The following is a 25,415-nucleotide window of genomic DNA, read 5'->3' as shown; positions in this document are numbered from 1 at the left end:
CAACGGCCGACCAGAGACAGATCGGCCCGATTTACGCCATACAGCCTGGGTCAGGGGCGGCCGATATCGGCGAACGTGGCCTGGGTGTGCTCGGCCAGCACCGCCGGTGCCAACTCCACCTCCAGGCCACGGCGCCCGGCACTGACAAAAATGCTCGCCTGGGGCTGGGCCGAGTTATCGATAAACGTGCGCAGGCGCTTCTTCTGCCCCAAGGGGCTGATGCCGCCCAATAGGTAGCCGGTGGAACGCTGCGCCGCCGCCGGGTCGGCCATCTCGACCTTCTTCACTCCCGCCGCGTGGGCCAGCCCTTTGAGGTCCAGGGTGCCCGCCACCGGCACCACCGCCACTAACAACTCGCCTTTTTCACTGGCCGCCAGCAGGGTTTTGAACACCTGGGCCGGGGCCAACGCCAGTTTTTCCACTGCCTCCAAGCCGTAGGAGGTCGCCTTGGGGTCATGTTCGTAACTGTGGATGCGATGTTCGGCGCGAACTTTTTTCAACAAATCCAATGCGGGGGTCATGGCAGCTCCAAACCGGGCGAAGGGCAGAAAAAACAGACGCCCGATTCTAGGTGATAGACGGGTAAAAGGCTCTACCACAGCCCTTAAGCTCCGCCGCGAGGCACCCTAGGGCGTGACCACAAAAGTCGACACGCACGCCCTGGCTGGAATCATTCATACAACTAATAGTTAAATAATGACCAATAGTTCACTTTCGACCTTTGACAGCAGTGTTTCTTGTCTATATTTTTTCGATTCTGAATATATTACCCAAGCTAAAAAGCAGTACCCGGCAGTAAGCCTGGGTTCGGATGGGGATCCTTACGCAGGTGCACATCGCGCTTTGGTCATTAGGCAAAGCGCCAGACAACAAAAAAAACGAGGTTTTCGATGACGACTGCTCTACAACAACCTTCGCTTTCGGGCCAATGCATGGCCGAGTTCCTGGGAACGGCCCTGTTGATTTTCTTCGGCACCGGTTGCGTTGCCGCGCTCAAAGTCGCGGGTGCCAGCTTCGGCCTGTGGGAAATCAGCATCATCTGGGGGATCGGCGTGAGCATGGCGATTTACCTCACGGCCGGGGTTTCCGGTGCGCATCTGAACCCTGCGGTCAGCATTGCGCTGTGCCTGTTCGCCGACTTTGAAAAGCGCAAACTGCCCTTCTACATCTTCGCCCAGGTCGCGGGCGCCTTCTGCGCCGCCCTGTTGGTGTACACGCTGTACAGCAACCTGTTCTTCGATTTCGAACAAAGCCACCAGATGGTACGCGGCAGCCAGGCCAGCCTGGAGTTGGCCTCGGTGTTCTCCACCTACCCGCACCCGGCGCTGTCTACGGCCCAGGCGTTCCTGGTGGAAGTCATCATCACGGCCATCCTGATGGGCGTCATCATGGCCCTCACCGACGACAACAACGGCTTGCCACGCGGGGCCATGGCGCCTTTGCTGATTGGCCTGCTGATCGCCGTGATCGGCAGCGCCATGGGCCCGCTGACCGGCTTCGCGATGAATCCGGCGCGAGATTTCGGGCCTAAACTGATGACGTTTTTCACCGGCTGGGGCGACATTGCCTTCACCGGCGGGCGCGATATTCCGTACTTCCTGATTCCGATTTTTGCGCCGATCATCGGTGCCTGCCTCGGTGCTGGCGTTTATCGCGGGATGATTGCCCGCCATCTGCCCAGTGCCGCACCTGTTGTGATGGAGGCCGAACCCGCCGCTGACGGCAAGGTTCGCGCCTCCTGACACCGATGGCCGGGCCGCGCTGCCAACGTAGCGGCCTGCACCATCCGAATTGAACTCCTATTTATTCCAAGGCAATCGACATGACCGACATTGAGAATAAGAACTACATCATTGCCCTTGACCAGGGCACGACCAGTTCGCGGGCGATCATCTTCGATCGTGACGCCAACGTGGTGTGCACCGCCCAACGCGAATTCGTCCAGCACTACCCGCAGGCTGGCTGGGTCGAGCACGACCCGATGGAAATCTTCGCCACCCAGAGCGCGGTGATGGTCGAGGCCCTGGCCCAGGCCGGCCTGCACCATGACCAGGTCGCCGCCATCGGCATCACCAACCAGCGCGAAACCACCGTGGTCTGGGACAAAAACACCGGCCGGCCGATCTACAACGCCATCGTCTGGCAGTGCCGGCGCAGCACCGAGATCTGCCAGCAGCTCAAGCGCGACGGCCACGAACAATACATCAGCGACACCACGGGCCTGGTCACCGACCCGTACTTCTCCGGCACCAAACTCAAGTGGATCCTGGACAACGTCGAAGGCAGCCGCGAACGGGCACGCAACGGCGAGCTGCTGTTCGGCACCGTCGATAGCTGGCTGATCTGGAAATTCACCGGCGGCAAGACCCACGTCACCGACTACACCAACGCCTCGCGCACCCTACTGTTCAACATCCATACCCTGGAGTGGGACGCCAAGATGCTCGAAATCCTCGACATCCCGCGCCAGATGCTGCCCGAGGTCAAATCCTCCTCCGAGATCTACGGCCGCACCAAAAGCGGCATCGCCATCGGCGGCATCGCCGGCGACCAGCAGGCCGCCCTGTTCGGCCAGATGTGCGTGGAGCCGGGCCAGGCGAAAAACACCTACGGCACCGGTTGCTTCCTGCTGATGAACACCGGCGACAAAGCGGTCAAGTCCAGCCACGGCATGCTCACCACCATCGCCTGCGGCCCGCGCGGCGAAGTGGCCTACGCTCTCGAAGGCGCGGTGTTCAACGGCGGCTCCACGGTGCAATGGCTGCGCGATGAACTGAAGATCATCAACGACGCCCATGACACCGAATACTTCGCCAACAAGGTCAAGGACAGCAACGGCGTGTACCTAGTGCCGGCCTTCACCGGCCTCGGCGCGCCCTACTGGGACCCCTACGCCCGTGGCGCGCTGTTCGGCCTGACCCGCGGCGTGCGCGTGGACCACATCATCCGCGCTGCACTGGAGTCCATCGCCTTCCAGACCCGCGACGTGCTCGACGCCATGCAGCAGGATTCCGGCGAGCGCCTCAAGGCCCTGCGCGTGGACGGCGGCGCGGTGGCCAACAACTTCCTCATGCAGTTCCAGTCCGACATCCTCGGCACCCTGGTCGAGCGCCCGCAAATGCGCGAAACCACGGCCCTGGGCGCCGCCTACCTGGCAGGCCTGGCCTGCGGGTTCTGGGGCAGCCTGGACGAGTTGCGCGGCAAAGCGGTGATCGAGCGTGAGTTCGAGCCGCAACTGGACGAAGCGGCCAAGGAGAAGCTCTACGCTGGCTGGAAAAAAGCCGTGAGCCGCACCCGCGACTGGGAACCCCACGAAGGCGCCGAACAGGACGCCTAAAGGCACGCAACTGGCCGGGAGCCAATTCCTGCGGCATCATGGGCAAATTTTGCCCGGCAGCCCCAAGGACGCCCCATGAATCTGCCTCCCCGCCAGCAGCAAATCCTCGAACTGGTCCGCGAACGCGGCTACGTGAGTATCGAGGAAATGGCCCAGTTATTCGTCGTCACCCCGCAGACCATTCGCCGCGACATCAACCAACTCGCCGAAGCCCACCTGCTGCGCCGCTACCACGGCGGCGCGGCCTATGACTCCAGTGTCGAAAACACCGCCTACGCCATGCGCGCCGACCAGATGCGCGACGAGAAACAACGTATCGGCGAAGCCATTGCCGCGCAGATCCCCGACCACGCCTCGCTGTTCATCAACATCGGCACCACCACCGAATCCATCGCCCGGGCACTGCTCAACCACAACCACCTGAAAATCATCACCAACAACCTCAACGTGGCAATGATGCTCAGCGCCAAGGACGACTTCGACGTGCTGCTCACCGGCGGAAACGTGCGCCGCGACGGCGGCGTGGTGGGCCAGGCCAGCGTGGATTTCATCAACCAGTTCAAGGTCGATTTCGCCCTGGTGGGCATCAGCGGCATCGACGAAGACGGCAGCCTGCTGGACTTCGACTACCAGGAAGTGCGGGTGTCCCAGGCGATCATCGCCAATGCCCGGCAAGTGATCCTGGCCGCCGACTCCAGCAAATTCGGGCGCAATGCCATGATTCGCCTGGGCCCCATCAGCCTGGTCGATTGCCTGGTCACCGACCAACAACCCGTCCCCGCCCTGACCCAACTGCTTAACCAGCACAAGGTGCGGCTGGAAGTGGTGTGACGCTTTAACCGCTGTCACGGCCCGCGTTAAGCCTCTGTGAGCGCGCACCGGGCCGGGCGGCGCTGCGCTCGCCCGCGACAGAGATCCCCCCGACACCCCACCCCATGTTCATAATTTTTCCTTTCTCCTCCTTCGATGAGTTTTTTCAATCGAAAGCGGCTGGCTGTGGCCGCGCTTATGGGCTACCATTTTCGCAAATGAACATTAATGTTCGATTTCAAATACAAACCGATCATAAAAGATCACGAGGCCAGCCCATGACCGCTTCTACCTTGCCTGCTTCACCCCTTGCCGAAGTCTATGACGTTGCCGTAATTGGCGGCGGGATCAACGGTGTCGGCATCGCGGCGGATGCAGCGGGTCGCGGCCTGTCGGTGTTCCTTTGCGAAAAGGACGACCTGGCCAGCCACACCTCCTCGGCCAGCAGCAAACTGATCCACGGCGGCCTGCGCTACCTCGAACACTACGAATTCCGCCTGGTGCGCGAAGCCCTGGCCGAGCGCGAAGTGCTGCTGGCCAAAGCACCACACATCGTCAAGCAGATGCGCTTCGTGCTGCCCCATCGCCCGCACCTGCGCCCGGCGTGGATGATCCGCGCCGGCCTGTTCCTCTACGACAACCTGGGCAAGCGCGAACAACTGGCCGGTTCCAAAAGCCTCAAGTTCGGCGCCGACAGCCCACTTAAAAGCACCATCACCAAAGGCTTCGAGTATTCCGACTGCTGGGTCGACGACGCACGCCTGGTGGTGCTCAACGCCATGGCCGCCCGCGAGAAAGGCGCCCATGTGCACACCCAGACCCGTTGCGTCAGCGCCCGGCGCAGCAAGGGCCTGTGGCACCTGCACCTGGAGCGCGCCGATGGCAGCCTGCTATCGATCCGCGCCAAGGCCCTGGTGAATGCAGCCGGCCCTTGGGTGGCCAAATTCATCAAGGATGATTTGAAGCTGGAATCGCCCTACGGCATCCGCCTGATCCAGGGCAGCCACCTGATCGTGCCCAAGCTGTACGAAGGCGAGCACGCGCACATTCTGCAAAACGAAGACCAGCGCATCGTCTTCACCATCCCCTACCTCAACCAGTTCACCCTGATTGGCACCACCGACCGTGAATACACGGGCGATCCAGCAAAAGTGGCGATCACCGAAGGCGAAACCGACTACCTGCTGAACGTGGTCAATGCCCACTTCAAGAAGCAATTGAGCCGCGACGATATCCGCCACAGCTATTCCGGCGTGCGCCCACTGTGCAACGACGAATCGGACAACCCGTCCGCCGTGACTCGCGACTACACCCTGGCACTGTCCGGCGCTGCGGACGAAGCCCCCCTGCTGTCGGTATTCGGCGGCAAGCTGACCACCTACCGTAAATTGGCCGAGTCGGCTTTGGCCCAGTTGGCGCCGTTCTTCAAGGACATCCGCCCGAGCTGGACCGCCACCGCCACCCTGCCCGGCGGCGAAGACATGAGCACCCCGCAGGCCCTGGCCGCGCTGATCCGCGACCAGTTCGACTGGCTGCCCACTGACCTCGCCCGACGCTGGGCCAGCACCTACGGCAGCCGCACCTGGCGCCTGCTCGAAGGCGTGCAGCAACTGAGCGACCTGGGCGAACACCTGGGCGGCGGGCTCTACACCCGTGAAGTCGATTACCTGTGCAGCGAAGAATGGGCCACCAGCGCCCACGACATCCTGTGGCGGCGCAGCAAGCTGGGCCTGTTCACCAGTGCCGAGGAACAGCAGAAACTGGCGGACTACCTGAGCAAGGTCGAACAGCACCGCAGCAAGATCGAAGCGGCCTGAGGCCCGGCCCGCGTCGGCAAAAGCCCCCTGACCTTGTGGTCCGGGGGCTTTTTTGTGAACAACGGCTCGCCTCGGGTGGCAGCGAACCTGCTGGCCATGACGGTATTTCTGCGGGCAGAGGTGTGTCGGTCGTACCAGCCCTATCGCCGGCAGGCTGCCACAGGCGAAACCCGTTCGGCTTTCCGAACGCATCACTATGCCTGATTCGGTTAACCGGATAGTTCATCTGAACCATCGGCCCTGCACGCACTCCACTGCCTTGAGAATCGCGGTTTTGACCTAAATCAGCGGGTCTGGCACGACTCATGCTCTACACTCCTGCACGAATGTCCGTAGTGCCATCACTCTTAACGGCCACAGCGGTGTTCGCAGTACATATAAAGGGCCGGTGTACCGGCTCCATAAAAAAAACAATGTCGAGGAAAATTTGATGCGTATCGTTCCCCATCTTCTGGGCGCAGCCATCGCTGCCGCACTGATTAGCACTCCAGTTTTCGCTGCCGAACTCACCGGCACACTGAAGAAGATCAAAGAGTCCGGCACCATCACCCTCGGGCACCGTGACGCTTCCATCCCGTTTTCCTACATCGCGGATGCTTCCGGCAAACCGGTTGGCTACTCCCACGACATCCAACTGGCCATCGTCGAAGCCATCAAGAAAGACCTGGACATCCCGGACCTGAAGGTCAAGTACAACCTGGTCACTTCGCAAACCCGTATCCCGCTGGTGCAGAACGGCACCGTGGACGTGGAATGCGGCTCCACCACCAACAACGTCGAGCGCCAGCAGCAGGTTGATTTCTCGGTAGGCATTTTCGAGATCGGTACGCGCCTGCTGTCCAAAAAGGACTCGACCTATAAGGACTTCCCTGACCTCAAGGGCAAGAACGTCGTGACCACCGCCGGCACCACGTCCGAGCGCATCCTCAAGGCGATGAACGCCGACAAGCAGATGGGCATGAACGTCATTTCCGCCAAAGACCACGGCGAATCCTTCCAGATGCTCGAAAGCGGCCGCGCAGTGGCCTTCATGATGGACGACGCCCTGCTCGCCGGCGAAATGGCCAAGGCCAAGAAGCCTGGCGACTGGGCCGTGACCGGCACCGCGCAGTCCTACGAAATCTACGGCTGCATGGTGCGCAAGGGCGATGCCCCATTCAAGAAAGCCGTGGACGACGCCATCGTCGCGACCTACAAGTCTGGCGAAATCAACAAGATCTACGACAAGTGGTTCCAAGCGCCTATCCCACCTAAGGGCCTGAACCTGAACTTCCCAATGAGCGACGAGCTCAAGGCGCTGATCGCCACGCCAACCGATAAAGCGGCTGACGATAAATCTGACGCAAAAAAATCCTGATTCCTGACTAACCTTACATCCCGAGGGGGCTAACGCTCCCCCGGGTGTCCGCTACTACCTGCTGGTATTTTTTGGAACACTCGACCCGGTGGTTTTCGAGCCGATCGTGTGTGTCTGGCGCTTTGCGTCAGGCGGGAAAGGATTTTCCCCAAGCGGGTGCTTGTACATCGATCGAACTGAGGGGAGACCCTGATGAATTACAACTGGGATTGGGGCGTGTTCTTCAAGTCCACCGGCGTGGGCAGCGAGACGTATCTCGACTGGTTCATCTCCGGGCTGGGCTGGACCATCGCCATCGCCATCGTGGCCTGGATCGTTGCCCTGACATTGGGCTCTATCCTGGGCGTCATGCGCACCGTGCCGAACCGGCTGGTGTCGGGTATCGCCACCTGCTACGTGGAACTGTTTCGTAACGTGCCGCTGCTGGTGCAGCTGTTTATCTGGTACTTCCTGGTGCCCGACCTGCTGCCACAAGACTTGCAGGACTGGTACAAGCAAGACCTCAACCCGACCACTTCGGCCTACCTGAGCGTGGTCGTGTGCCTGGGCCTGTTCACCGCCGCCCGGGTGTGCGAGCAAGTGCGCACCGGTATCCAGGCGTTGCCCCGAGGTCAGGAAGCGGCCGCCCGCGCCATGGGCTTCAAGCTGCCGCAGATCTACTGGAACGTGCTGCTGCCCCAGGCCTACCGGATCATCATTCCGCCGCTCACCTCGGAATTCCTCAACGTCTTCAAGAACTCCTCCGTGGCCTCGCTGATCGGCCTGATGGAGTTGCTGGCACAAACCAAACAGACCGCCGAGTTCTCCGCCAACCTGTTTGAAGCCTTCACCCTGGCGACCCTGATCTACTTCACCCTGAACATGAGCCTCATGCTGTTGATGCGCCTGGTCGAGAAGAAAGTCGCGGTGCCCGGCCTGATCTCCGTGGGGGGTAAATAATGGACTTCGATTTCAGCGGCATCATCCCCGCCCTGCCCGGCCTGTGGAACGGCATGGTAATGACCCTGCAACTGATGGCCCTGGGCGTCGTCGGCGGGATCATCCTCGGCACGATCCTGGCGCTGATGCGCCTGTCGTCCAGCAAGCTGCTGTCGCGCCTGGCCGGCGCCTATGTGAACTACTTCCGCTCGATCCCGCTGCTGCTGGTCATCACCTGGTTCTACCTGGCGGTGCCGTTCGTGCTGCGCTGGATCACCGGCGAAGACACGCCGATCGGTGCGTTCACCTCCTGCATCGTGGCGTTCATGATGTTCGAGGCCGCGTACTTCTGCGAAATCGTGCGGGCCGGCGTGCAGTCCATCCCCAAGGGCCAGATGGGCGCCGCCCAGGCACTGGGCATGAGCTACGGCCAAACCATGCGCCTGATTATCCTGCCCCAGGCGTTTCGCAAGATGACCCCGCTGCTGCTGCAACAGAGCATCATCCTGTTCCAGGACACCTCGCTGGTCTACACCGTGGGCTTGGTGGACTTCCTCAATGCTTCGCGGGCCAACGGCGATATCATCGGGCGCTCCAATGAGTTCCTGATCTTTGCCGGTGTCGTGTATTTCATCATCAGCTTTGCCGCCTCGCTGCTGGTCAAGCGTCTGCAAAAAAGGTTCGCCGTATGATCTCAATCAAGAACATCAACAAGTGGTATGGGGACTTCCAGGTGCTGACCGATTGCAGCACCGAGGTCAAGAAGGGTGAAGTGGTGGTGGTCTGCGGCCCGTCGGGCTCGGGCAAGTCCACCCTCATCAAGTGCGTGAACGCCCTGGAACCCTTCCAGAAAGGCGACATCACCGTGGACGGCACTTCCATCGCCGACCCCAAGACCAACCTGCCCAAACTGCGTTCGCGGGTGGGCATGGTGTTCCAGCACTTCGAGCTGTTCCCGCACCTGACCATCACCGAAAACCTGACTATTGCGCAGATCAAGGTACTGGGCCGCAGCAAGGAAGAAGCCACCAAGAAGGGCCTGCAACTGCTTGAGCGTGTCGGCCTCTCGGCCCACGCCCACAAGCACCCCGGCCAGCTCTCCGGCGGCCAGCAGCAACGGGTGGCGATTGCTCGCGCCCTGGCCATGGACCCGATCGTCATGCTGTTCGACGAACCGACCTCGGCCCTGGACCCGGAAATGGTCAACGAAGTGCTGGACGTGATGGTGCAACTGGCTCAGGAAGGCATGACCATGATGTGCGTGACCCACGAAATGGGCTTCGCGCGCAAAGTCGCCAACCGCGTGATCTTCATGGACCAGGGCCAGATCATCGAAGACTGCCCGAAAGAGGAGTTCTTCGGCGATATCAGCGCCCGCTCCGAACGTGCCCAGCACTTCCTTGAGAAAATCCTGCAGCACTAAGCAGCCCATGCTTGCTCGCTCCTTCTGTGGGAGCGAGCCCGCTCGCGATGACCATGGCAAGGAACAGGTTGGCTGTGCGTCCGTCATCGCGAGCAGGCTCGCTCCCACCGGGTACTCCAGCAAGCAGGTGGTTGCCACAAGGCATCTGTGATGAAATGCGACCCCACCCTTTATCGCGCCGCACCGCCATCACTTGCCGTGAAACCCCGCCTGATTCGCCACCTGTTCCTGCCGCCCCTGGTCATCCTGCTGATGATCGGCCTGGGTTTTGCGGGCTATCGGGTCAGCGAGCACTTTGCCGTGCGCGCCCTCGCCGAGAGCGGTGAGCGGCAACTGGAGCTCAACGCCCGCGCGGTGGAGAGTGAAATCAGCAAATACACCTACCTGCCCAGCCTGCTGGAGCTCGAATCCAGCGTCTCCACCCTGCTGGCCGACCCCAGCCCCGAACACCGCGAGACCGTCAACACCTACCTCGAAGGCCTGAACCGGCGCAGCCGCAGCCGCGCGATCTACATCATGGACACCACGGGCAGGGTGATGGCCACCAGCAACTGGCGCGACTTCGACAGTTACCTGGGTGAAGACCTGTCTTTTCGCGCCTACTTCCAGAACGCCGTGCGCGGCCAGCCCGGGCGTTTCTACGGCATCGGCAGCACCAGCGGCGAGCCCGGCTACTACCTGGCCCATGGCCTGGAAGAACAAGGCAAGATCATCGGCGTGGCCGTGGTCAAGGTGCGCCTGGAAACCATGGAAGAACGCTGGCAGCGGGCGCGCCTGGAGGCCTTCGTCAGTGACGAGAACGGCATCATCATCCTCTCCAGCGACCCGGCGCGGCGGCTCAAGGCCGTGCGCCCGCTGAGCGAAGACACCAAAGAACGCCTGGCCCGCAGCCTGCAGTACTACTGGTTTCCGCTCAACGAGCTGCAACCCTTGGCCCGCGAACGGCTGGCCGAAGGCGTGGAGAAGCTCACCTTCCCCGCCAACACGGAGCTGGAGGCCGAGGACACGCAAGTCAGCTACCTGTCCCAGACCCGGCCCCTGAGCGACACCCCGTGGAACTTCACCCTGCTCACGCCCCTGCAGGACCTGCAACGCCAAGCCGTCAACCAGGGCATCCTGGTGGCCGTGGCCTTCGCCCTGGTGGCGTTTTTCCTGATTGCCTGGAACGAGCGACGCAAGGTCATCGCCACGCGCCTGGCCGCCCGCGAGGCCTTGCAGGAAGCCAACAACCAGTTGGAACGGCGCATCGCCGAGCGCACCGACAACCTGCGCGCCAGCAACGAACGGCTCAAGGCGCAGATCCGCGAACGGCGCCTGGCCGAAGAAACCCTGCGCCGCGCCCAGGACGAACTGGTCCAGGCTGGCAAACTGGCGGCCATCGGCCAGATGTCCACCAGCATCGCCCACGAGCTCAACCAACCCCTGGCGGCGTTGCGCACCCTGTCGGGCAACACCGTGCGCTTCCTTGAACGCGGCGCCCTGGACACCGCCAGCGCCAACCTCAAAACCATCAACGAATTGATCGACCGCATGGGCCGCATCACCGCCAGCCTGCGCGCCTTCGCCCGGCGCGGCGACGACCAGGGCCAGGCGAGCCTGGGCAAAGCCGTGGACGCCGCCCTGCAACTGCTCGGCACCCGTATCGAAACCCTGCCGCTGCAGGTGCACCGCCACTTCGACGACGTGCAAGTGCGCATCGACCAGACGCGCCTGGAGCAGATCCTGGTCAACCTGATCGGCAACGCCCTCGACGCCATGCAGGCCCAGCCGCTGCCACAGCTGTGGCTCGAAGGCGAGGCCAGCCCCGGCAAGTACCGCTTGCGGGTACGCGACAACGGCCACGGCATCGACGCCGAGGCCCGCAAGCATTTGTTCGAACCCTTTTTCACCACCAAACCCGGCGAACAAGGCCTGGGCCTGGGCCTGACGCTCTCGGCCAGCCTGGCCGCAGCCACCGGCGGGCAGTTGGGGGTCGAACACCCGGCCAGCGGCGGTACGGCATTCGTGCTCAGCCTGCCTGCGATCGGCCCCACTCAGAACGAGCCGTCATGAACCAAGTGAACGCTGTGAACAACGACCTCATCGTGCTGATCGTCGAAGACGACCCCCATGTCCTGCTCGGCTGCCAGCAAGCCCTGAGCCTGGAAGACATCCCCTGCGAAGGCGTGGGCAGCGCCGAAGAAGCCCTGGCGCGCATCGGCGACAACTTCGCCGGCATCGTCATCAGCGACATCCGCCTGCCGGGCATCGATGGCCTGGAACTGCTGACCCGCCTCAAGGCCCGCGACAAGAGCCTGCCGGTGGTGCTGATTACCGGCCACGGGGATATCTCCATGGCCGTGGGCGCGATGCAAAAAGGCGCCTACGACTTCATGGAGAAACCCTTCTCCCCCGAACGCCTGGTGGACGTTGCCCGCCGCGCCCTCGAGCAGCGCAGCCTGGCCCGCGAGGTCTGGGCGCTGCGCCGGCAACTGGCCGAACGCGACTCCCTGGAAGGGCGGATCATCGGCCGCTCGCCGGCCATGCAGCACTTGCGCGAACTGATCGCCAACGTCGCCGATACCTCGGCCAACGTGCTGATCGAAGGCGAAACCGGCACCGGCAAAGAGCTGGTGGCGCGCTGCCTGCACGACTTCAGCCGCCGCCAATCCCAGCAGTTCGTCGCCCTCAACTGCGGGGGCCTGCCGGAAAACCTGTTCGAGAGCGAAATCTTCGGCCACGAGGCCAACGCCTTCACCGGCGCGGGCAAGCGGCGCATCGGCAAAATCGAACACGCCCACGGCGGCACGCTGTTCCTCGATGAAGTGGAAAGCATGCCCCTGCCCCTGCAAATCAAGCTGCTGCGGGTGTTGCAGGAACGCACCCTGGAACGCCTGGGCTCGAACCTGAGCGTAGCGGTCGATTGCCGGGTGATCGCCGCCACCAAGTCGGACCTCGATGAACTGGGCCGCGCCGGGCAGTTTCGCAGCGACCTGTACTACCGCCTCAACGTGGTGACCCTGGAACTGCCGCCCCTGCGCGAGCGGCGCGAAGACATCCTGCAACTGTTCGAGCACTTCTTGCAGCAGTCGTCCCTGCGCTTTGACCGCACCGCGCCGGAGCTGGACAACCAGACCCTGTCGAGCCTGATGAGCCACGATTGGCCGGGCAACGTGCGCGAATTGCGCAACGTCGCCGAACGCTTCGCCCTGGGCCTGCCGGCTTTCAAAAAATCCGGCACCCCCAGCGACAGCCAGGGCATGGGGTTTTCCGAAGCGGTGGAAGCGTTCGAGCGCACCTTGCTCAACGACGCCCTGCAACGCAGCGGCGGCAACCTCACCCAGGCCAGCCTGGAACTGGGCATGGCCAAGACCACGCTCTTTGACAAGGTCAAGAAGTACGGCCTCAACCACTAAGCGAGAACCCTGTGGATTTATTGCTCAAGGCAGCCCTGGGCGCGGCGGTGGTGGTGATCCTCGCCGCCCTGGCCAAGACCAAGAACTACTACATCGCCGGCCTGGTGCCGCTGTTTCCCACCTTCGCCCTGATCGCCCACTATATCGTCGGCAAGGGCCGCTCCCTGGACGACCTGAAGACCACCATCGTGTTCGGCATGTGGTCGATCATCCCGTACTTCATCTACCTGGCGACCTTGTACCTGATGGTCGATCGCCTGCGCCTGGAAGCCTCCCTGGCCGTCGCCGCCGTTGCCTGGCTGATGGCCGCCACCGTGCTGGTCAGCGTCTGGGTGCGCCTGCACGCCTGACCCCCCGTAGCCAGCGGGCTCGCCCGCGCTGGGGTGCGCAACAGCCCTAAACCCGGGCCAGCCCGGTTGCTACAACAACAGCGGCGGTGGGGTTTCGAGGCCGGCCCAGTGGCCGGTGTCCTGGCGATGGCGTTTCAGGTAGGGCAGCACCGCCGCCAGTAGCGGCGCCTTGAAGGCCTCCTGGAAACGGTGGGCCAACCCCGGGATCAGCGCCAACTGGCTGCCGCGTATGTGCGCGGCCAGGTGTACGCCGTGCATCACCGGCAGCAACGGGTCGGCGGTGCCGTGGACCACCAGGGTCGGCACCCGCAGTTGGTTGAGCAGCGCCACCCGGCTCGGTTCGGCGAGGATGGCCATGATCTGGCGCTCCACGCCCTGGGGGTTGAACGCCCGGTCGTAGGATTGCGCCGCTTGTTGCAGCAACTCGGCGCGCTCGTCCGCCACTTGCGGGCTGCCCAGGGCGGCGAGCAAGTCGGCCTGTTGCTCCAACGCCACCGCGCGGTTCGGCGCACTGCGCCGCGACAGCAATTGCACCAGCGCCGCCGTGGGCGCCGGCAGGCCTTCGGCGCCGGAGCTGGACATGATGAGCGTCAAGCTCTCGACCCGTTGCGGCGCCAGTGCGGCCATGTGTTGGGCCACCATGCCGCCCATGCTCACCCCCAGCACGTGAAACTGGCGCACCTGCAACGCGTCCATCAGCCCCAGGCCATCGGCCGCCATATCGCTCAGCGAGTAAGGCGCCGCCACCGGCAGGCCGAGTTTGTAGCGCAAGGCCTCGAAGGTCAGGTTGGCGCTGGCCGGCGCCTGGCGCCAAGTGCTCAGGCCGACATCGCGGTTGTCATAGCGGATCACCCGAAAGCCCTGGCGGCACAGTGCAACTACCACCTCGTCGGGCCAGTGGATCAACTGCCCGCCCAGGCCCATCACCAGCAGCAGGGCCGGGTCCGAGTCACGTCCGATACTTTGGTAGGCCAGGCTGACCTGGGGCAGATCGACCCGTTGGGTCGCCACCGCGACATCGCAACGCGAGGCCGCAAAAGAAGGCAGACCGAACAACAGTGCGGCCAGCAAAAACAATACACGCATGAAAAACACCGAAACGCAGAACCCCAGTAGAACGCGAGTCTGATGATGTTTTTGCCAGCGCGCTGCCACAGTTGCGTGACAGTTTGATGAAGATTGCTTCAGTGGTCGTACGCCACCGCGAGCGGGCTCGCGCCCACAAGCCTTCAGTGGGAGCGAGCCCGCTGGCGATGACGCCCGTCGCAACAACGAACCCCTTAAGCCAACTGGTTACGCAACTGCCGCGCCGCCGCCACCATGTTCACCAGAGCCGCTTCGGTTTCGGGCCAAGCGCGGGTTTTCAGGCCGCAGTCGGGGTTCACCCACAGGCGCTCGGCGGGGATGCGTTTGACTGCCTTGGCCATCAATTTGACCATCTCGGCGGTGTCTGGCACCCGTGGCGAGTGGATATCGTAGACGCCCGGGCCGATGTCGTTGGGGTACTCGAACTGCTCGAAGGCCTCCAGCAGCTCCATGTCCGAACGGGAGGTTTCGATGGTAATCACGTCGGCGTCCATGGCGGCGATGGCTTCGATCACGTCGTTGAACTCGCTGTAGCACATGTGGGTGTGGATCTGGGTTTCATCGGCCACCCCCGAGGCGCTGAGGCGGAACGCTTGCACCGCCCAGTCCAGGTACTCCTGCCATTGCGCCCGGCGCAGCGGCAAGCCTTCGCGGAACGCGGCTTCGTCGATCTGCACGATCTTGATCCCGGCCTTCTCCAGGTCCGTCACTTCGTCGCGCAGGGCCAGGGCCAGTTGCTGCGCCTGCACCTGGCGCGACACGTCTTCGCGGGGGAACGACCACATCAGCATGGTCACGGGGCCAGTGAGCATGCCCTTCATCACCTTGTCGGTGAGGCTCTGGGCGTAGGTGATCCAGTCCACGGTCATGGCTTTGGGCCGGCTCAGGTCGCCGTAGATCACCGCCGGTTTGACGCAGCGCGAACCGTAGCTCTGCACCCAGCCGAAGCGAGTGAACAGGTAACCGTCCAGTTGCTCGGCGAAGTATTCGACCATGTCGTTGCGCTCGGCCTCGCCGTGCACCAGCACGTCCAGGCCCAGGCGTTCCTGCACTTGCACGGCGTGGCGGATTTCGCTGTGCATGGCGTCGGTGTAGTCGTTGGCCGACAACTTGCCTTGCTTATAGGCCTGGCGCGCCAGGCGAATCCCTGCGGTCTGTGGGAAAGAGCCAATGGTGGTGGTCGGGAACACCGGCAATTGCAAACGGGCGCGCTGCAAGGCGATGCGCTGGGCGAACGGCGCGTGGCGCTGGCTATCGGCAGGCTTGATCGCAGCGATCCGCGCCTGCACCTGGGCCTTATGGATGCGCGGCGACTGCGCACGGCTGGCGGCCACGGCGCGGCTGTCAGCCAGGGCGGCTTGCACCTTAGGCGCCTGCGGGTCGTTGAGGGCGTCGCGCAGCACCGAGATTTCCCCGCACTTTTGCACGGCGAAGGCCAGCCAGCTCTTGAGCTCCGGGTCGAGCTTGTCTTCGCGCTCCACGTCCACCGGGCTGTGCAGCAGCGAGCAGGACCCAGCGACCCAGAGGTTGTCGCCAAAGCGCTCCTGGGCGAATTGAAGTTGTGCCAGTGCCGCTTCCAACTCGCAGCGCCACACGTTGCGCCCGTTGACCAGGCCCACCGACAGCACCTTGTAGGTGGGCAAGCGGTCGAGTACGGCGGTCAGTTGTTCCGGGTCGCGCACGGTGTCGATGTGCAAGCCGTCCACCGGCAGGCCTACGGCCAGCCCGAGGTTGTCTTGCAGGCCGCTGAAGTAGGTGGCCACGAGTTTTTTCAGGGGCGAGTACTGAAGGATGTGGTAGGCGCGCTCGAAGGCGCTTTTCCAGGCCTGGGGCAGGTCCAGGGTGAGGATGGGTTCGTCGATCTGCACCCATTCCACGCCTTGGGCGGCGAGGCGGCCGAGGATTTCGTTATAGACCGGCAGCAGGCGCTCCAGCAGTTCCAACTTGTCGAACTCGTTGCCCTTGGCCTTGCCCAGCCACAGGTAGGTCAGCGGGCCGATAATCACCGGTTTGACCTTGTGGCCCAGGGCGTGGGCTTCGGCCACTTCGTCAAACAGCTGTTCCCAGCTCAGTTGGAAGGTCTGCTCGGCGCTGAACTCCGGGACCAGGTAGTGGTAGTTGGTGTCGAACCACTTGGTCAGTTCCTGGGCGTACTGGGCCTGGCCGTGCTCACCGCCGCAGCAGGTGGCGGTGGCACCACGGGCCATGGCGAACAGGGTGTCCAGGGTCGGTAGGCCGCGTTCATTCAGGGCACTGGCGAAACGCTCGGGGATCACCCCCAAAGCCAGGGAATGGCCCAGCACCTGGTCGTACCAGGCAAAGTCGCCCACCGGCAGCAGGTCGATGCCGGCGTCTTTTTGCAGTTGCCAGTGCTTGGCCCGCAGGTCACGGCCCACGGCTTGCAATGCGGCCTGGGTCAGGTCGCCCTTCCAGTAGGCCTCCAGAGCCTTTTTCAATTCGCGGTCGGCGCCGATACGTGGAAAACCGAGGTTGTGGGCTAGTGCCATGACGATGTCGCTCCCTATAAAAGATGGCGCCATTGTCGACACCCAACCCAACATGAGACAAACTCAATGTATTCGTGTTGAACACAAGTTTTACTCATGGAGACTGCGGTGCTCGAAATCCGTCACTTGAAAACCCTGCATGCCCTGCGCGAAGCCGACAGCCTGGTGGAAGCCGCCGAACGCCTGCATTTGACCCAATCGGCGTTGTCCCACCAGTTCAAGGAACTGGAAGAGCGCCTGGGCATGGCGCTGTTCGTGCGCAAGACCAAACCGGTGCGTTTCACCAGCGCCGGGTTGCGCCTGTTGCAACTGGCCGATGCCACCCTGCCGCTGCTGCGCGGCGCCGAGCGCGACATCGCACGCCTGGCCGGGGGCACCGCCGGGCGCCTGCACATGGCCATCGAGTGCCACAGTTGCTTCCAGTGGCTGATGCCCACCATCGACCAGTTCCGCGACGCCTGGCCGGAAGTGGAACTGGACCTGGCCTCAGGTTTCTCCTTCGCCCCGCTGCCGGCCCTGGCCCGTGGCGACCTCGACCTGGTGGTGACCTCTGACCCGGTAGAGCTGGCGGGCATCACCTATGTGCCGCTGTTCACCTACGAAGCGATGCTCGCGGTGGCCAACCAGCATGCGCTGGCGAACAAGGCCTACATCGTGCCCGAAGACCTTCTGCGCGAAACCCTGATTACCTACCCGGTGGAACGCGATCGCCTGGACATCTTCACCCGTTTCCTGGAGCCGGCCGACATCGAACCGGCGCAGGTGCGCACCTCGGAACTGACGGTGATGATGATGCAACTGGTGGCCAGCGGGCGGGGGGTGTGCGGCATGCCCCACTGGGCGCTGCATGAATACAGCTCGCGCGGCTACGTGAAGGCCAAGCGCCTGGGGGAAAAAGGCCTGTTCGCCACGCTCTACGCCGGCATCCGCGCCGACATGCTCGACGCGCCGTACATGCGCGATTTTTTGCTCACCGCCAAAGACACCTCGTTCTCCACCCTCGATGGGGTGAGCGCGGTGCGCTGAGCCACCGGCCCCGAGAGCTCATGTGGGAGCAGGCTTTTTGTGGGAGCGGGCTCTGCCCGCGATGAGGCCCGCTCAGCCTCTGTACCTCTAGGGGCTGGCATGCCGCCATCGCGGGCAAAGCCCGCTCCCACAGAAGGTGGGGTAATAGACGGGGGGTCAAGCCCGCCGCTGTTCCAGCATCAAACGCACCGCCAAGGCTGCCAGCACAAAACCCATGACGTAGCGCTGCACCGCCAGCCACAGCGGGTTGTGCACGAACCACGCGCTGATTCCGGCGGCGAACACCGCGATCAGCAAGTTGACGAAGAAGCTCACGCTGATTTGGGTCATGCCCAGGATCAGGCTCTGGGTGAACACCGAGCCGTGCTCGGGGTTGATGAACTGCGGGAAGATCGACAGGTAAAACATGGCGATCTTGGGGTTCAGGGCACTGGTGAGAAAGCCCATCAGGATCAACTTCCTCGATGAATCGGCCGGCAATTGCTGGGCCTCGAAGGGCGACCGCGCCCCCGGTTTCAGGGCCTGCCAGGCCAGCCACAGCAAGTACAACGCGCCCGCCCACTTGAGCACTTCATAGGCCATCGGCACCGCCATGAACACTGCGGTCAAACCCGCCGCCGCCGCGAACAGGTGCACGAAAAACCCGGCCACCACGCCCAGCAGCGAGGTGATGCCGGCCTTGCGGCCCTGGCAGATCGAACGGGAAATCAGATAAATCATGTTGGGCCCCGGCGTCAGCACCATCAACAGCGCGGCGGCGGCGAATACAAGCAGGTCGGGAATAGGAATCATGGAGCAGTCCTTGTACGAAAAAGGTCAGGCAGTGGTGAGCAAGGTGTCGCGGTAAAACGGCAGGATCAGGTCGCGGGTCAGGGGGGCGAGCGTCAGGTTGCCCTCGGTGAGTGGGTCGATCCACTGCACTTCTTCAATCTCCGCCGCCGGCTGCACCGGGGCGTCGATGTGCAGTTGGAACAGTTCGGCCTGCACCTCAAAGCCCGGTTCATTGGCCGCCGGGGCCGAGAATACGCCCAAATACCGGGCCTGGGCCGGGTCGATCCGCAGGCCCAGTTCCTCCAACAGCTCGCGGGCCAGGGCCTGCAACGGCTGCTCGCCAGGGTCGATCTTGCCCCCCGGCTGCATAAAGGCCTGGGTGCCGCGCTTGCGCACCAGCAGGGTGTGACCATTGGGCCCTAGCAACAGGGCGGCGGCGATACGGATGATGGCAGGCATGGCGACTCTTGGGCTTGGGCGGCAAAGCCGCAAATATCCCACGGCCTCGCAGGATTTGCAGCTACCCAGTGGCAAATTGAACGCACCTGCCAGCGAAGGCCCACGACCCCGGCTATGCTCTTGCTGCCCCGCGCATAAACGCCATGCCCGGCCCATTGCAGTTATCAGGAGGGGAGGCCCTATGAGTCCGAGGCGCATCAGGTTTGCAGTACTCAGGCCCTCACGATGAAAACAGCCCCCGCGCTGACCAACCGGCGCATCCTGATAATCGACGACACGCCTTCGATACATCAGGACTATCGCGACATCCTCGCCCCGCCCGCCCCCGCCCCAGGCACGCTGGGGCCGCGCCCCTATTTCGAGCTCGATTCGGCCTACCAGGGCGAAGAAGCCCTGGAACTGGTGACCCGCGCCGTGGCCGAGGGCCGGCCTTATGCCATGGTGTTCACCGACATGCAGATGCCGCCGGGTTGGGATGGCCTGGAGACCATCGAACGGCTGTGGCAGGTTGACCCGCACCTGCAAATCGCCCTGTGCACGGCCTATTCGGACTACACCTGGGAAGCCATGGCCCAGCGCCTGGAGTTCGGCGACCAGTTGCTGGTGCTGAAAAAGCCTTTCGATAGCCTGGAAATCCGCCAGATGGCCAACGCCCTGACGTGGAAATGGCAAATGGCCCAGGACGCGGCGAGCAAAATGCTCAGCCTGGAGCGCACCATCGAGGAGCGGGTGCATGAGCTGCTCAAGGTCTCCCACCTACTGCAATACGACGTGCTCACCGAGTTGCCCAACAGTACGCTGCTGGGCGATCGCCTGACCCAATCCCTGGCCCTGTCGCGGCGTCACGATAAACAACTGGCGGTGATGTTCCTTGGCCTGGACCGTTTCAAACGCATCAACAACGCCTTGGGCCACCCCATCGGCGACGAAATGCTCAAGCGCGTGGGCAAGCAACTGGTGGCCACGGTGCGCGCCTCCGACTCGGTGTTCCGCTACGGCTCTGACGAATTCGTGGTGATCCTCGCCGACATCCACCATCCCCAGCAGACCAAGCGCATCGCGCAAAAACTCCTGGCCGCCGTCAGTGCGCCGCAGCACATCGCCGCCCACGACCTGAGCGTGACCGCGAGCCTGGGCATCAGCATTTATCCCGATGACGGCTTCGACGCCCTGGCGCTGATAAAGAAAGCCGAAACCGCCATGCGCAACGTCAAGGAGTCCACGCCCAACGATTTCGGCTTTTTCATCGAAGCCATGAACCAGCAGGCCCGCGAGCAGCAAGGCATCGAAAGCGGTATTCGCCTGGCCCTGGCCCGGGGCGAATTCGTGCTGCATTACCAGCCCAAGCTGAACCTGCAATCGGGGCGGATTGTCGGCGCCGAGGCGTTGATCCGCTGGTTCAAACCCGACCACGGCTGGGTCTACCCCTCGGACTTCATCAGCGTCGCCGAAGACAGCGGCTTGATCGTACCCCTGAGTAAATGGGTGCTCTGCGAGGCCTGCCGCCAGGCCTGCGCCTGGCAGGCCCAGGGGTTGGCGCCCATCAGCCTGTCGGTGAACGTTTCGGCCATCGACTTCCGCCAACGCGGTTTCGTTGCCAGCATCGAGCAGATCCTCGCCGAAACGGGCCTGGACCCGACCCTGCTGGAGCTGGAAATCACCGAAGGCGTGTTGATGCAGAACGTCGACACTACCGTCGCCACCCTGCGCGCCATCAAGGACCTGGGTGTACGCCTGGCCATCGACGACTTCGGCACCGGCTATTCGAGCCTGAGCTACTTGCGCCGGTTTCCCATCGACGTGCTGAAAATCGACCAATCCTTCGTGCGCGACCTGAGTACCGACAGCAACGACGCCGCGCTGGTCGGCGCCATCATCAGCCTGGGCCGCAGCCTGAACCTGAACATCATCGCCGAGGGCGTGGAAACCCTGGCCCAACTGGCCTTCCTCAAAGCCCAGCAGTGCGAGGAGGTGCAAGGCTACCTGTTCAGCAAAGCGGTCGACCCGCAGACCTTCGCCCTGCTGCTCAAGCATGGCCTGCAAATGCCCGAGGCTTGATGCGCGCCCCCTGTGGGAGCGGGCCCTGCCCGCGATAGCGCCTGCCATGCCATTAGCTGTTTAAGGGCAGCAATGCCGCCATCGCGGGCAAGCCCGCGCCTACACAGGTAAGCTGTGGCGTTGCCGTGGCCTGCGTGGCAGGCCAACACAAGTCGACGTTGATCGACCGAAGCGTCCGAACCCAAGGAAACCGTATGAGCCTGTCCCTCCTGAGCCGCTACGCCTTCTTTGCTGCGTGCGTGCTGTTTACACTCGCCAGCCTGCCCTTTTTGCATCACGACTGGCTGTGGCCCTTCGCCCTGGTCACCGGGCTGTTGAGCCTGTTGGGGTTGTTCGACTTGCTGCAAAGCCCCCACGCGGTGCGGCGCAATTACCCGATTCTGGGCAACATCCGCTATCTGGTCGAAGGCATTCGCCCGGAGATCCGCCAGTACCTGCTCGAATCCGACAGCGATGCCCTGCCCTTCTCCCGCGCGCAGCGCTCCCTGGTGTATTCGCGGGCCAAGAATGAAAGCGCCGACAAGCCGTTCGGCACCCTGATCGACGTCTACCAGTCAGGCTTCGAGTTCATCGGCCACTCCATGCGCCCGGCACCGTTGAGCGACCCGGCCGGGTTTCGCGTGATCGTCGGCGGCCCGCAGTGCACCCAGCCGTACTCGGCGTCGGTGTTCAACATCTCGGCCATGAGTTTCGGCTCCCTGAGCGCCAACGCCATCCGCGCCCTCAACCAGGGCGCCAAGCTCGGCAATTTCGCCCACGACACCGGCGAAGGCAGCATCAGCGCCTACCATCGCGAACACGGCGGCGACCTGACCTGGGAACTGGGCAGCGGCTACTTCGGCTGCCGCACCAGCGATGGCCGTTTCGACCCCGAGCGCTTCGCCGCCCAGGCGCAGACACCGCAAGTGCGCATGATCGAAATCAAGATGAGCCAGGGCGCCAAACCCGGCCACGGCGGCATCCTGCCCAAACACAAAGTCACCCGGGAAATTGCCGAAACCCGCGGCGTGCCCATGGGCGAGGACTGCATCTCGCCCTCACGCCACAGCGCGTTTTCCACCCCCATCGAGCTGATGCACTTCGTCGCCCAGTTGCGCGAACTGTCGGGCGGCAAGCCGGTGGGCTTCAAGTTCTGCCTGGGCCACCCGTGGGAGTTCATGGGCATCGCCAAGGCCATGCTGGAAACCGGGATCCTGCCAGACTTCATCGTGATCGACGGCAAGGAGGGCGGCACCGGCGCCGCGCCAGTGGAGTTCACCGACCACATCGGCGTGCCGCTGCGCGAAGGCCTGCTGTTCGTGCACAACACCCTGGTGGGCCTGAACCTGCGCGACAAGATCAAGCTCGGCGCCAGCGGCAAGATCGTCAGTGCCTTCGACATCGCCAGCGTGCTGGCCATCGGCGCCGACTGGGCCAACTCGGCGCGCGGCTTTATGTTCGCCATCGGCTGCATCCAGTCGCAAAGCTGCCACACCAACAAGTGCCCCACGGGCGTGGCCACCCAAGACAGCCTGCGCCAGCGCGCCCTGGTGGTGCCGGACAAGGCCCAGCGCGTGTTCAACTTCCACCGCAACACCCTCAAGGCCCTGGCCGAGATGCTCGCCGCCGCCGGCCTGGACCACCCCGCGCAACTGTCGGCCAAGCACCTGGTGCGGCGCATGTCGGCCACCGAAATCAAACTGTTCTCGCAGTTGCACGTGTTCCTCAAACCGGGCGAATTGCTCACCGGCGAGGTCAACGGCGAGTTCTACTCGCGTATGTGGCAAATGGCCCGGGCGGACAGTTTCGAGCCCCACGAAGAAGCGCTAGCCTGACCCTCCCCTAAAAAATCCCGCCCAACCGGACCACCGAAGGCACGTTGCACAAGGAGTACACCATGCCTTTACTGGATTTCGACGCACTGGCCCGGCACCTACCGGGCCCCTGGGCCTCCACCGTTCTGGGCCAGGTCGGCCCTGCGCGCATCAAGGTGCTGCGCATGGACGCACAGGCCTACCCACAGGAAACCCACGACTACAACGAAGGCTTGCTGGTCATCAGCGGCTGCCTGCGCCTGGACATTGGCGGCGCGGTGGTGGAAGTCGGCCCGGGCAACCTGTACCTGGTGCCGGCGGGGCAGGCCCATGGCGTGCTGGCGGGCAGCCATGGGACGTTGGTGATTGTGGATGTTTAGGGCACGACTTACTGCCCCAACTTCATGTTGTAGTGCTCGCTGTGCAAGAGGGGCTTCATATAGATGTAACCTTCGGCGCCCACCACGTAGATGTCGTAGAACCTGTGACTCACCACTGGTTTTAGCGAATGCTCCGGCACTTTCTCGCGAAAGGTCTTTTCACTGATCGTTAACACATTAGTTGCCCCCAAACGCGGCATCATTTCCGGCAAAACGATAAAGTTCACATTCAATACATACTTCAAGGCCGGTATCACTTGGGTCGAGCCCTGTGCACCGGCCAGCCAGCCCCGGGTGGAGATATTGACCATATAGAACATCTGAACCTGTTGTAACTTGGTATCGGATAAAAGTCTTTCAGCCAGCCCCTGAGAGACACTGTCGGTGAAAATTTTCTGCACATTCAAGACCCGACCATAGGCGTATGAAAACGACAACATCGCGACGACCGGCACTACTAACAAAAAGCCCAGCGGCGCATAGATGCGAACCAAGGCCTGCCAAGCCAGGTAAAAAATACCCACAAGCAGCGCACCCAACCCCAACATTAGCCTGGCTCCGTCATTAAACTCTTCAAACACCATTGCCAGGCCTGAAACGGAAACAAGCAACACCACCACCGCCACACCACTGGCCGCCATTAACAATAATTTATGAGCACCTGAATTGGCCGAGCGCACAATTCGCACGCCCATTAACCCGCCCCCCACCGCCGCCAATAACAATAGCGCCCAACATAACCAGGTGTTCCCGGCGTTATAAAGCATGCCGACCCTGTAGGCGGTCAGCGACAGGTTTTCGCCCATGCGCACAAACCAGTTTGAATCCAGCGCCAGTAGCGCAGTTCTGTCCGCGTTCGTCAGTTGATGCGCGGTCAGGTAGTAAATAAGTACCCCTGCCCCCAGTTGGGCCAACCTGCGGCCCATCAACAACCACACTCGGCTCATGCGCAGGTGTTCGTTGATACAGCGAATCAACTCCACACAACATAACCCTACAAACACATTGATATTCATCTGGTAAAAACTTAGTGCCACTGCCAACAGCCCACTGGGAAAAATAATTCGCCCTAGCAACGTTCGCCCCGAAATCACCATCGCATAGATAACCGCCGCCACGCCCAGCGCCATCGCGGGGCCGTCATATTGATAAGACAGGTTTTGCAAAAAGAACGGGCTGTACCAAAGCGGTAAAACGATAAAACAGTGGGCAAGCGTGACGGCTGGAAAATAATGAAAGACCAAACGCCGAAGGGCAAACGCCATGACCAAGGTAGAAGCCAATAAAGGCAAGGGAAATATATTCGGCGCCCCCTCTGTAAACGACAGGCCCTGATAAAGCCATTGGGTGAGAATACGGCCCTGTTCTTTCCAGGCCAACCCAGCCAGCTGAGCTCGCCAACTGTCATCGATATAAAAATAATCCGCGAGTAACAACGGATAAATAAAGGCATAACACGCGACTGTAAAAAATATCAGCACCTCCCGCCCGCTCAGTTCCCGCTCAAGGTAAAAATATCTATTCATCGATCACCCTCGCGAAACACCACCAAACGGGAAAACAAAAAACCACATACCAAACTCACGCCACTGAAGATCACCAGCGTCAGCAACCCATGCAGTTCGAAGTAATCTCCCGCCGCACCTACTATTAGGCTCAACAGCCCCATAAAACTGATAAACAATAAGTACCGTCCCACCGAAGTCTGGTTTTCAAACGTATAAAGCGCGTTCACATAAAACGAGAACGACGCGGCAAAACAAAAGGCCGTGAAGTTACTCACCCGTTGGCTCAGGCCAATGCCTGAATGCAGGACGTAGAAGATCTGCCAGTGAATCAGGGTATTGGCCACGCCGATAAAGGCGTAGGCGACGAATCCTTTCCATGTGCTTTTCATCGCGGCTCCGGTCATGGGTGCCTGCGGGCGA

General features: G+C 62.4%; 22 protein-coding genes. 15 read left to right on the top strand and 7 right to left on the bottom strand.

Features of this window, described 5'->3' with window-relative positions; translation table 11 throughout:
- Positions 1 to 50: 50 nt before the first annotated feature.
- Complete coding sequence (gene ybaK / locus CKW13_RS07780) at positions 51 to 521, bottom strand: Cys-tRNA(Pro) deacylase (protein ID WP_095108008.1); 471 nt, start codon at positions 519 to 521, stop codon at positions 51 to 53.
- Positions 522 to 890: 369 nt separating this feature from the next.
- Between ybaK and CKW13_RS07775 the strand changes: the two genes are divergently transcribed.
- The 11 genes from CKW13_RS07775 (at position 891) to CKW13_RS07725 (ending at position 13,407) form a co-directional block, all read left to right on the top strand.
- A complete protein-coding gene (locus CKW13_RS07775) occupies positions 891 to 1,742 on the top strand; it encodes an MIP/aquaporin family protein (protein ID WP_095108007.1) in 852 nt (283 codons plus the stop codon).
- An 80-nt stretch (positions 1,743 to 1,822) separates the two neighbouring features.
- Positions 1,823 to 3,337: a glycerol kinase GlpK gene (gene glpK, locus CKW13_RS07770; RefSeq protein WP_095108006.1), complete on the top strand. Its 1,515-nt coding sequence runs from the start codon at positions 1,823 to 1,825 to the stop codon at positions 3,335 to 3,337.
- Positions 3,338 to 3,412: 75 nt separating this feature from the next.
- Positions 3,413 to 4,168, top strand: coding sequence for a DeoR/GlpR family transcriptional regulator (locus CKW13_RS07765; protein WP_095108005.1), 756 nt, complete (start codon positions 3,413 to 3,415; stop codon positions 4,166 to 4,168).
- 257 nt (positions 4,169 to 4,425) lie between these two features.
- Positions 4,426 to 5,964, top strand: a complete 1,539-nt coding sequence (glpD, locus tag CKW13_RS07760; protein WP_095108004.1) for a glycerol-3-phosphate dehydrogenase — start codon at positions 4,426 to 4,428, stop codon at positions 5,962 to 5,964.
- Between the two features lie 430 nt (positions 5,965 to 6,394).
- Positions 6,395 to 7,321 carry a glutamate/aspartate ABC transporter substrate-binding protein gene (locus CKW13_RS07755; protein ID WP_095108003.1) on the top strand — a complete coding sequence of 309 codons (927 nt, stop codon included), beginning with the start codon at positions 6,395 to 6,397 and terminating at the stop codon, positions 7,319 to 7,321.
- A 192-nt stretch (positions 7,322 to 7,513) separates the two neighbouring features.
- A complete protein-coding gene (locus CKW13_RS07750; protein WP_095108002.1) occupies positions 7,514 to 8,260 on the top strand; it encodes an amino acid ABC transporter permease in 747 nt (248 codons plus the stop codon).
- Positions 8,260 to 8,931, top strand: coding sequence for an amino acid ABC transporter permease (locus tag CKW13_RS07745; protein ID WP_095108001.1), 672 nt, complete (start codon positions 8,260 to 8,262; stop codon positions 8,929 to 8,931). Before CKW13_RS07750 ends, CKW13_RS07745 begins: the two co-directional genes overlap by 1 nt.
- Entirely contained in the window at positions 8,928 to 9,662 is a 735-nt protein-coding gene (locus CKW13_RS07740; protein ID WP_095108000.1) for an amino acid ABC transporter ATP-binding protein, read from the top strand. The genes CKW13_RS07745 and CKW13_RS07740 overlap by 4 nt, the downstream gene beginning before the upstream one ends.
- A 150-nt stretch (positions 9,663 to 9,812) precedes the next feature.
- On the top strand, positions 9,813 to 11,714 hold the full coding sequence (locus CKW13_RS07735) for a sensor histidine kinase (RefSeq protein ID WP_095107999.1): 1,902 nt from the start codon (positions 9,813 to 9,815) through the stop codon (positions 11,712 to 11,714).
- Between the two features lie 14 nt (positions 11,715 to 11,728).
- Complete coding sequence (locus CKW13_RS07730; RefSeq protein ID WP_095108186.1) at positions 11,729 to 13,057, top strand: sigma-54 dependent transcriptional regulator; 1,329 nt, start codon at positions 11,729 to 11,731, stop codon at positions 13,055 to 13,057.
- Between the two features lie 20 nt (positions 13,058 to 13,077).
- On the top strand, positions 13,078 to 13,407 hold the full coding sequence (locus tag CKW13_RS07725) for a GlpM family protein (RefSeq protein WP_176465074.1): 330 nt from the start codon (positions 13,078 to 13,080) through the stop codon (positions 13,405 to 13,407).
- A gap of 69 nt (positions 13,408 to 13,476) precedes the next feature.
- On the opposite strand, the gene CKW13_RS07720 is transcribed toward CKW13_RS07725, so the two are convergent.
- Both CKW13_RS07720 and metE read right to left on the bottom strand, forming a co-directional pair.
- A complete protein-coding gene (locus tag CKW13_RS07720) occupies positions 13,477 to 14,493 on the bottom strand; it encodes an alpha/beta fold hydrolase (RefSeq protein ID WP_095107997.1) in 1,017 nt (338 codons plus the stop codon).
- Positions 14,494 to 14,687: 194 nt separating this feature from the next.
- Complete coding sequence (gene metE, locus CKW13_RS07715; protein WP_095107996.1) at positions 14,688 to 17,000, bottom strand: 5-methyltetrahydropteroyltriglutamate--homocysteine S-methyltransferase; 2,313 nt, start codon at positions 16,998 to 17,000, stop codon at positions 14,688 to 14,690.
- Positions 17,001 to 17,108: 108 nt separating this feature from the next.
- On the opposite strand from metE, the gene metR reads away from it, so the two are divergent.
- Positions 17,109 to 18,026, top strand: coding sequence for a transcriptional regulator MetR (gene metR / locus CKW13_RS07710; protein WP_095107995.1), 918 nt, complete (start codon positions 17,109 to 17,111; stop codon positions 18,024 to 18,026).
- A gap of 156 nt (positions 18,027 to 18,182) precedes the next feature.
- On the opposite strand, the gene CKW13_RS07705 is transcribed toward metR, so the two are convergent.
- The gene (locus CKW13_RS07705; RefSeq protein WP_095107994.1) at positions 18,183 to 18,818 is read right to left on the bottom strand and encodes a LysE family translocator; all 636 of its coding nucleotides are present in this window, start codon (positions 18,816 to 18,818) and stop codon (positions 18,183 to 18,185) included.
- A gap of 24 nt (positions 18,819 to 18,842) precedes the next feature.
- On the bottom strand, positions 18,843 to 19,256 hold the full coding sequence (locus CKW13_RS07700; RefSeq protein WP_095107993.1) for an NUDIX domain-containing protein: 414 nt from the start codon (positions 19,254 to 19,256) through the stop codon (positions 18,843 to 18,845).
- A gap of 225 nt (positions 19,257 to 19,481) precedes the next feature.
- Here CKW13_RS07700 and CKW13_RS07695 point away from each other — a divergent pair, with 225 nt between their 5' ends.
- The 3 genes from CKW13_RS07695 (at position 19,482) to CKW13_RS07685 (ending at position 23,487) form a co-directional block, all read left to right on the top strand.
- On the top strand, positions 19,482 to 21,314 hold the full coding sequence (locus CKW13_RS07695) for a bifunctional diguanylate cyclase/phosphodiesterase (protein ID WP_095107992.1): 1,833 nt from the start codon (positions 19,482 to 19,484) through the stop codon (positions 21,312 to 21,314).
- Positions 21,315 to 21,508: 194 nt separating this feature from the next.
- On the top strand, positions 21,509 to 23,128 hold the full coding sequence (locus tag CKW13_RS07690) for an FMN-binding glutamate synthase family protein (RefSeq protein WP_095107991.1): 1,620 nt from the start codon (positions 21,509 to 21,511) through the stop codon (positions 23,126 to 23,128).
- A gap of 62 nt (positions 23,129 to 23,190) precedes the next feature.
- A complete protein-coding gene (locus CKW13_RS07685) occupies positions 23,191 to 23,487 on the top strand; it encodes a cupin domain-containing protein (RefSeq protein WP_095107990.1) in 297 nt (98 codons plus the stop codon).
- Between the two features lie 8 nt (positions 23,488 to 23,495).
- On the opposite strand, the gene CKW13_RS07680 is transcribed toward CKW13_RS07685, so the two are convergent.
- Both CKW13_RS07680 and CKW13_RS07675 read right to left on the bottom strand, forming a co-directional pair.
- On the bottom strand, positions 23,496 to 25,013 hold the full coding sequence (locus tag CKW13_RS07680; protein ID WP_095107989.1) for a glucosyltransferase domain-containing protein: 1,518 nt from the start codon (positions 25,011 to 25,013) through the stop codon (positions 23,496 to 23,498).
- Positions 25,010 to 25,384 (bottom strand): GtrA family protein, encoded by a 375-nt coding sequence (locus tag CKW13_RS07675; RefSeq protein ID WP_095107988.1) that lies wholly within the window; start codon positions 25,382 to 25,384, stop codon positions 25,010 to 25,012. The genes CKW13_RS07680 and CKW13_RS07675 overlap by 4 nt, the downstream gene beginning before the upstream one ends.
- Positions 25,385 to 25,415 lie beyond the last annotated feature (31 nt).

The sequence above is a fragment of the Pseudomonas sp. Irchel 3E20 genome (genome assembly GCF_900187645.1).
GTDB lineage: Bacteria > Pseudomonadota > Gammaproteobacteria > Pseudomonadales > Pseudomonadaceae > Aquipseudomonas.
The sequence above is the reverse complement of the archived record's forward strand: the minus strand, read 5'-3'. Positions and strand labels throughout refer to the sequence as shown.

Bases quoted from the DNA above. Each gene is read 5' to 3' on its own strand.
- ybaK (WP_095108008.1), bottom strand. From the start codon at position 521: ATGACCCCCGCATTGGATTTGTTGAAAAAAGTTCGCGCCGAACATCGC.
- CKW13_RS07775 (WP_095108007.1), top strand. From the start codon at position 891: ATGACGACTGCTCTACAACAACCTTCGCTTTCGGGCCAATGCATGGCC.
- glpK (WP_095108006.1), top strand. From the start codon at position 1,823: ATGACCGACATTGAGAATAAGAACTACATCATTGCCCTTGACCAGGGC.
- CKW13_RS07765 (WP_095108005.1), top strand. From the start codon at position 3,413: ATGAATCTGCCTCCCCGCCAGCAGCAAATCCTCGAACTGGTCCGCGAA.
- glpD (WP_095108004.1), top strand. From the start codon at position 4,426: ATGACCGCTTCTACCTTGCCTGCTTCACCCCTTGCCGAAGTCTATGAC.
- CKW13_RS07755 (WP_095108003.1), top strand. From the start codon at position 6,395: ATGCGTATCGTTCCCCATCTTCTGGGCGCAGCCATCGCTGCCGCACTG.
- CKW13_RS07750 (WP_095108002.1), top strand. From the start codon at position 7,514: ATGAATTACAACTGGGATTGGGGCGTGTTCTTCAAGTCCACCGGCGTG.
- CKW13_RS07745 (WP_095108001.1), top strand. From the start codon at position 8,260: ATGGACTTCGATTTCAGCGGCATCATCCCCGCCCTGCCCGGCCTGTGG.
- CKW13_RS07740 (WP_095108000.1), top strand. From the start codon at position 8,928: ATGATCTCAATCAAGAACATCAACAAGTGGTATGGGGACTTCCAGGTG.
- CKW13_RS07735 (WP_095107999.1), top strand. From the start codon at position 9,813: ATGAAATGCGACCCCACCCTTTATCGCGCCGCACCGCCATCACTTGCC.
- CKW13_RS07720 (WP_095107997.1), bottom strand. From the start codon at position 14,493: ATGCGTGTATTGTTTTTGCTGGCCGCACTGTTGTTCGGTCTGCCTTCT.
- metE (WP_095107996.1), bottom strand. From the start codon at position 17,000: ATGGCACTAGCCCACAACCTCGGTTTTCCACGTATCGGCGCCGACCGC.
- CKW13_RS07705 (WP_095107994.1), bottom strand. From the start codon at position 18,818: ATGATTCCTATTCCCGACCTGCTTGTATTCGCCGCCGCCGCGCTGTTG.
- CKW13_RS07700 (WP_095107993.1), bottom strand. From the start codon at position 19,256: ATGCCTGCCATCATCCGTATCGCCGCCGCCCTGTTGCTAGGGCCCAAT.
- CKW13_RS07695 (WP_095107992.1), top strand. From the start codon at position 19,482: ATGAAAACAGCCCCCGCGCTGACCAACCGGCGCATCCTGATAATCGAC.
- CKW13_RS07690 (WP_095107991.1), top strand. From the start codon at position 21,509: ATGAGCCTGTCCCTCCTGAGCCGCTACGCCTTCTTTGCTGCGTGCGTG.
- CKW13_RS07685 (WP_095107990.1), top strand. From the start codon at position 23,191: ATGCCTTTACTGGATTTCGACGCACTGGCCCGGCACCTACCGGGCCCC.
- CKW13_RS07680 (WP_095107989.1), bottom strand. From the start codon at position 25,013: ATGAATAGATATTTTTACCTTGAGCGGGAACTGAGCGGGCGGGAGGTG.
- CKW13_RS07675 (WP_095107988.1), bottom strand. From the start codon at position 25,384: ATGAAAAGCACATGGAAAGGATTCGTCGCCTACGCCTTTATCGGCGTG.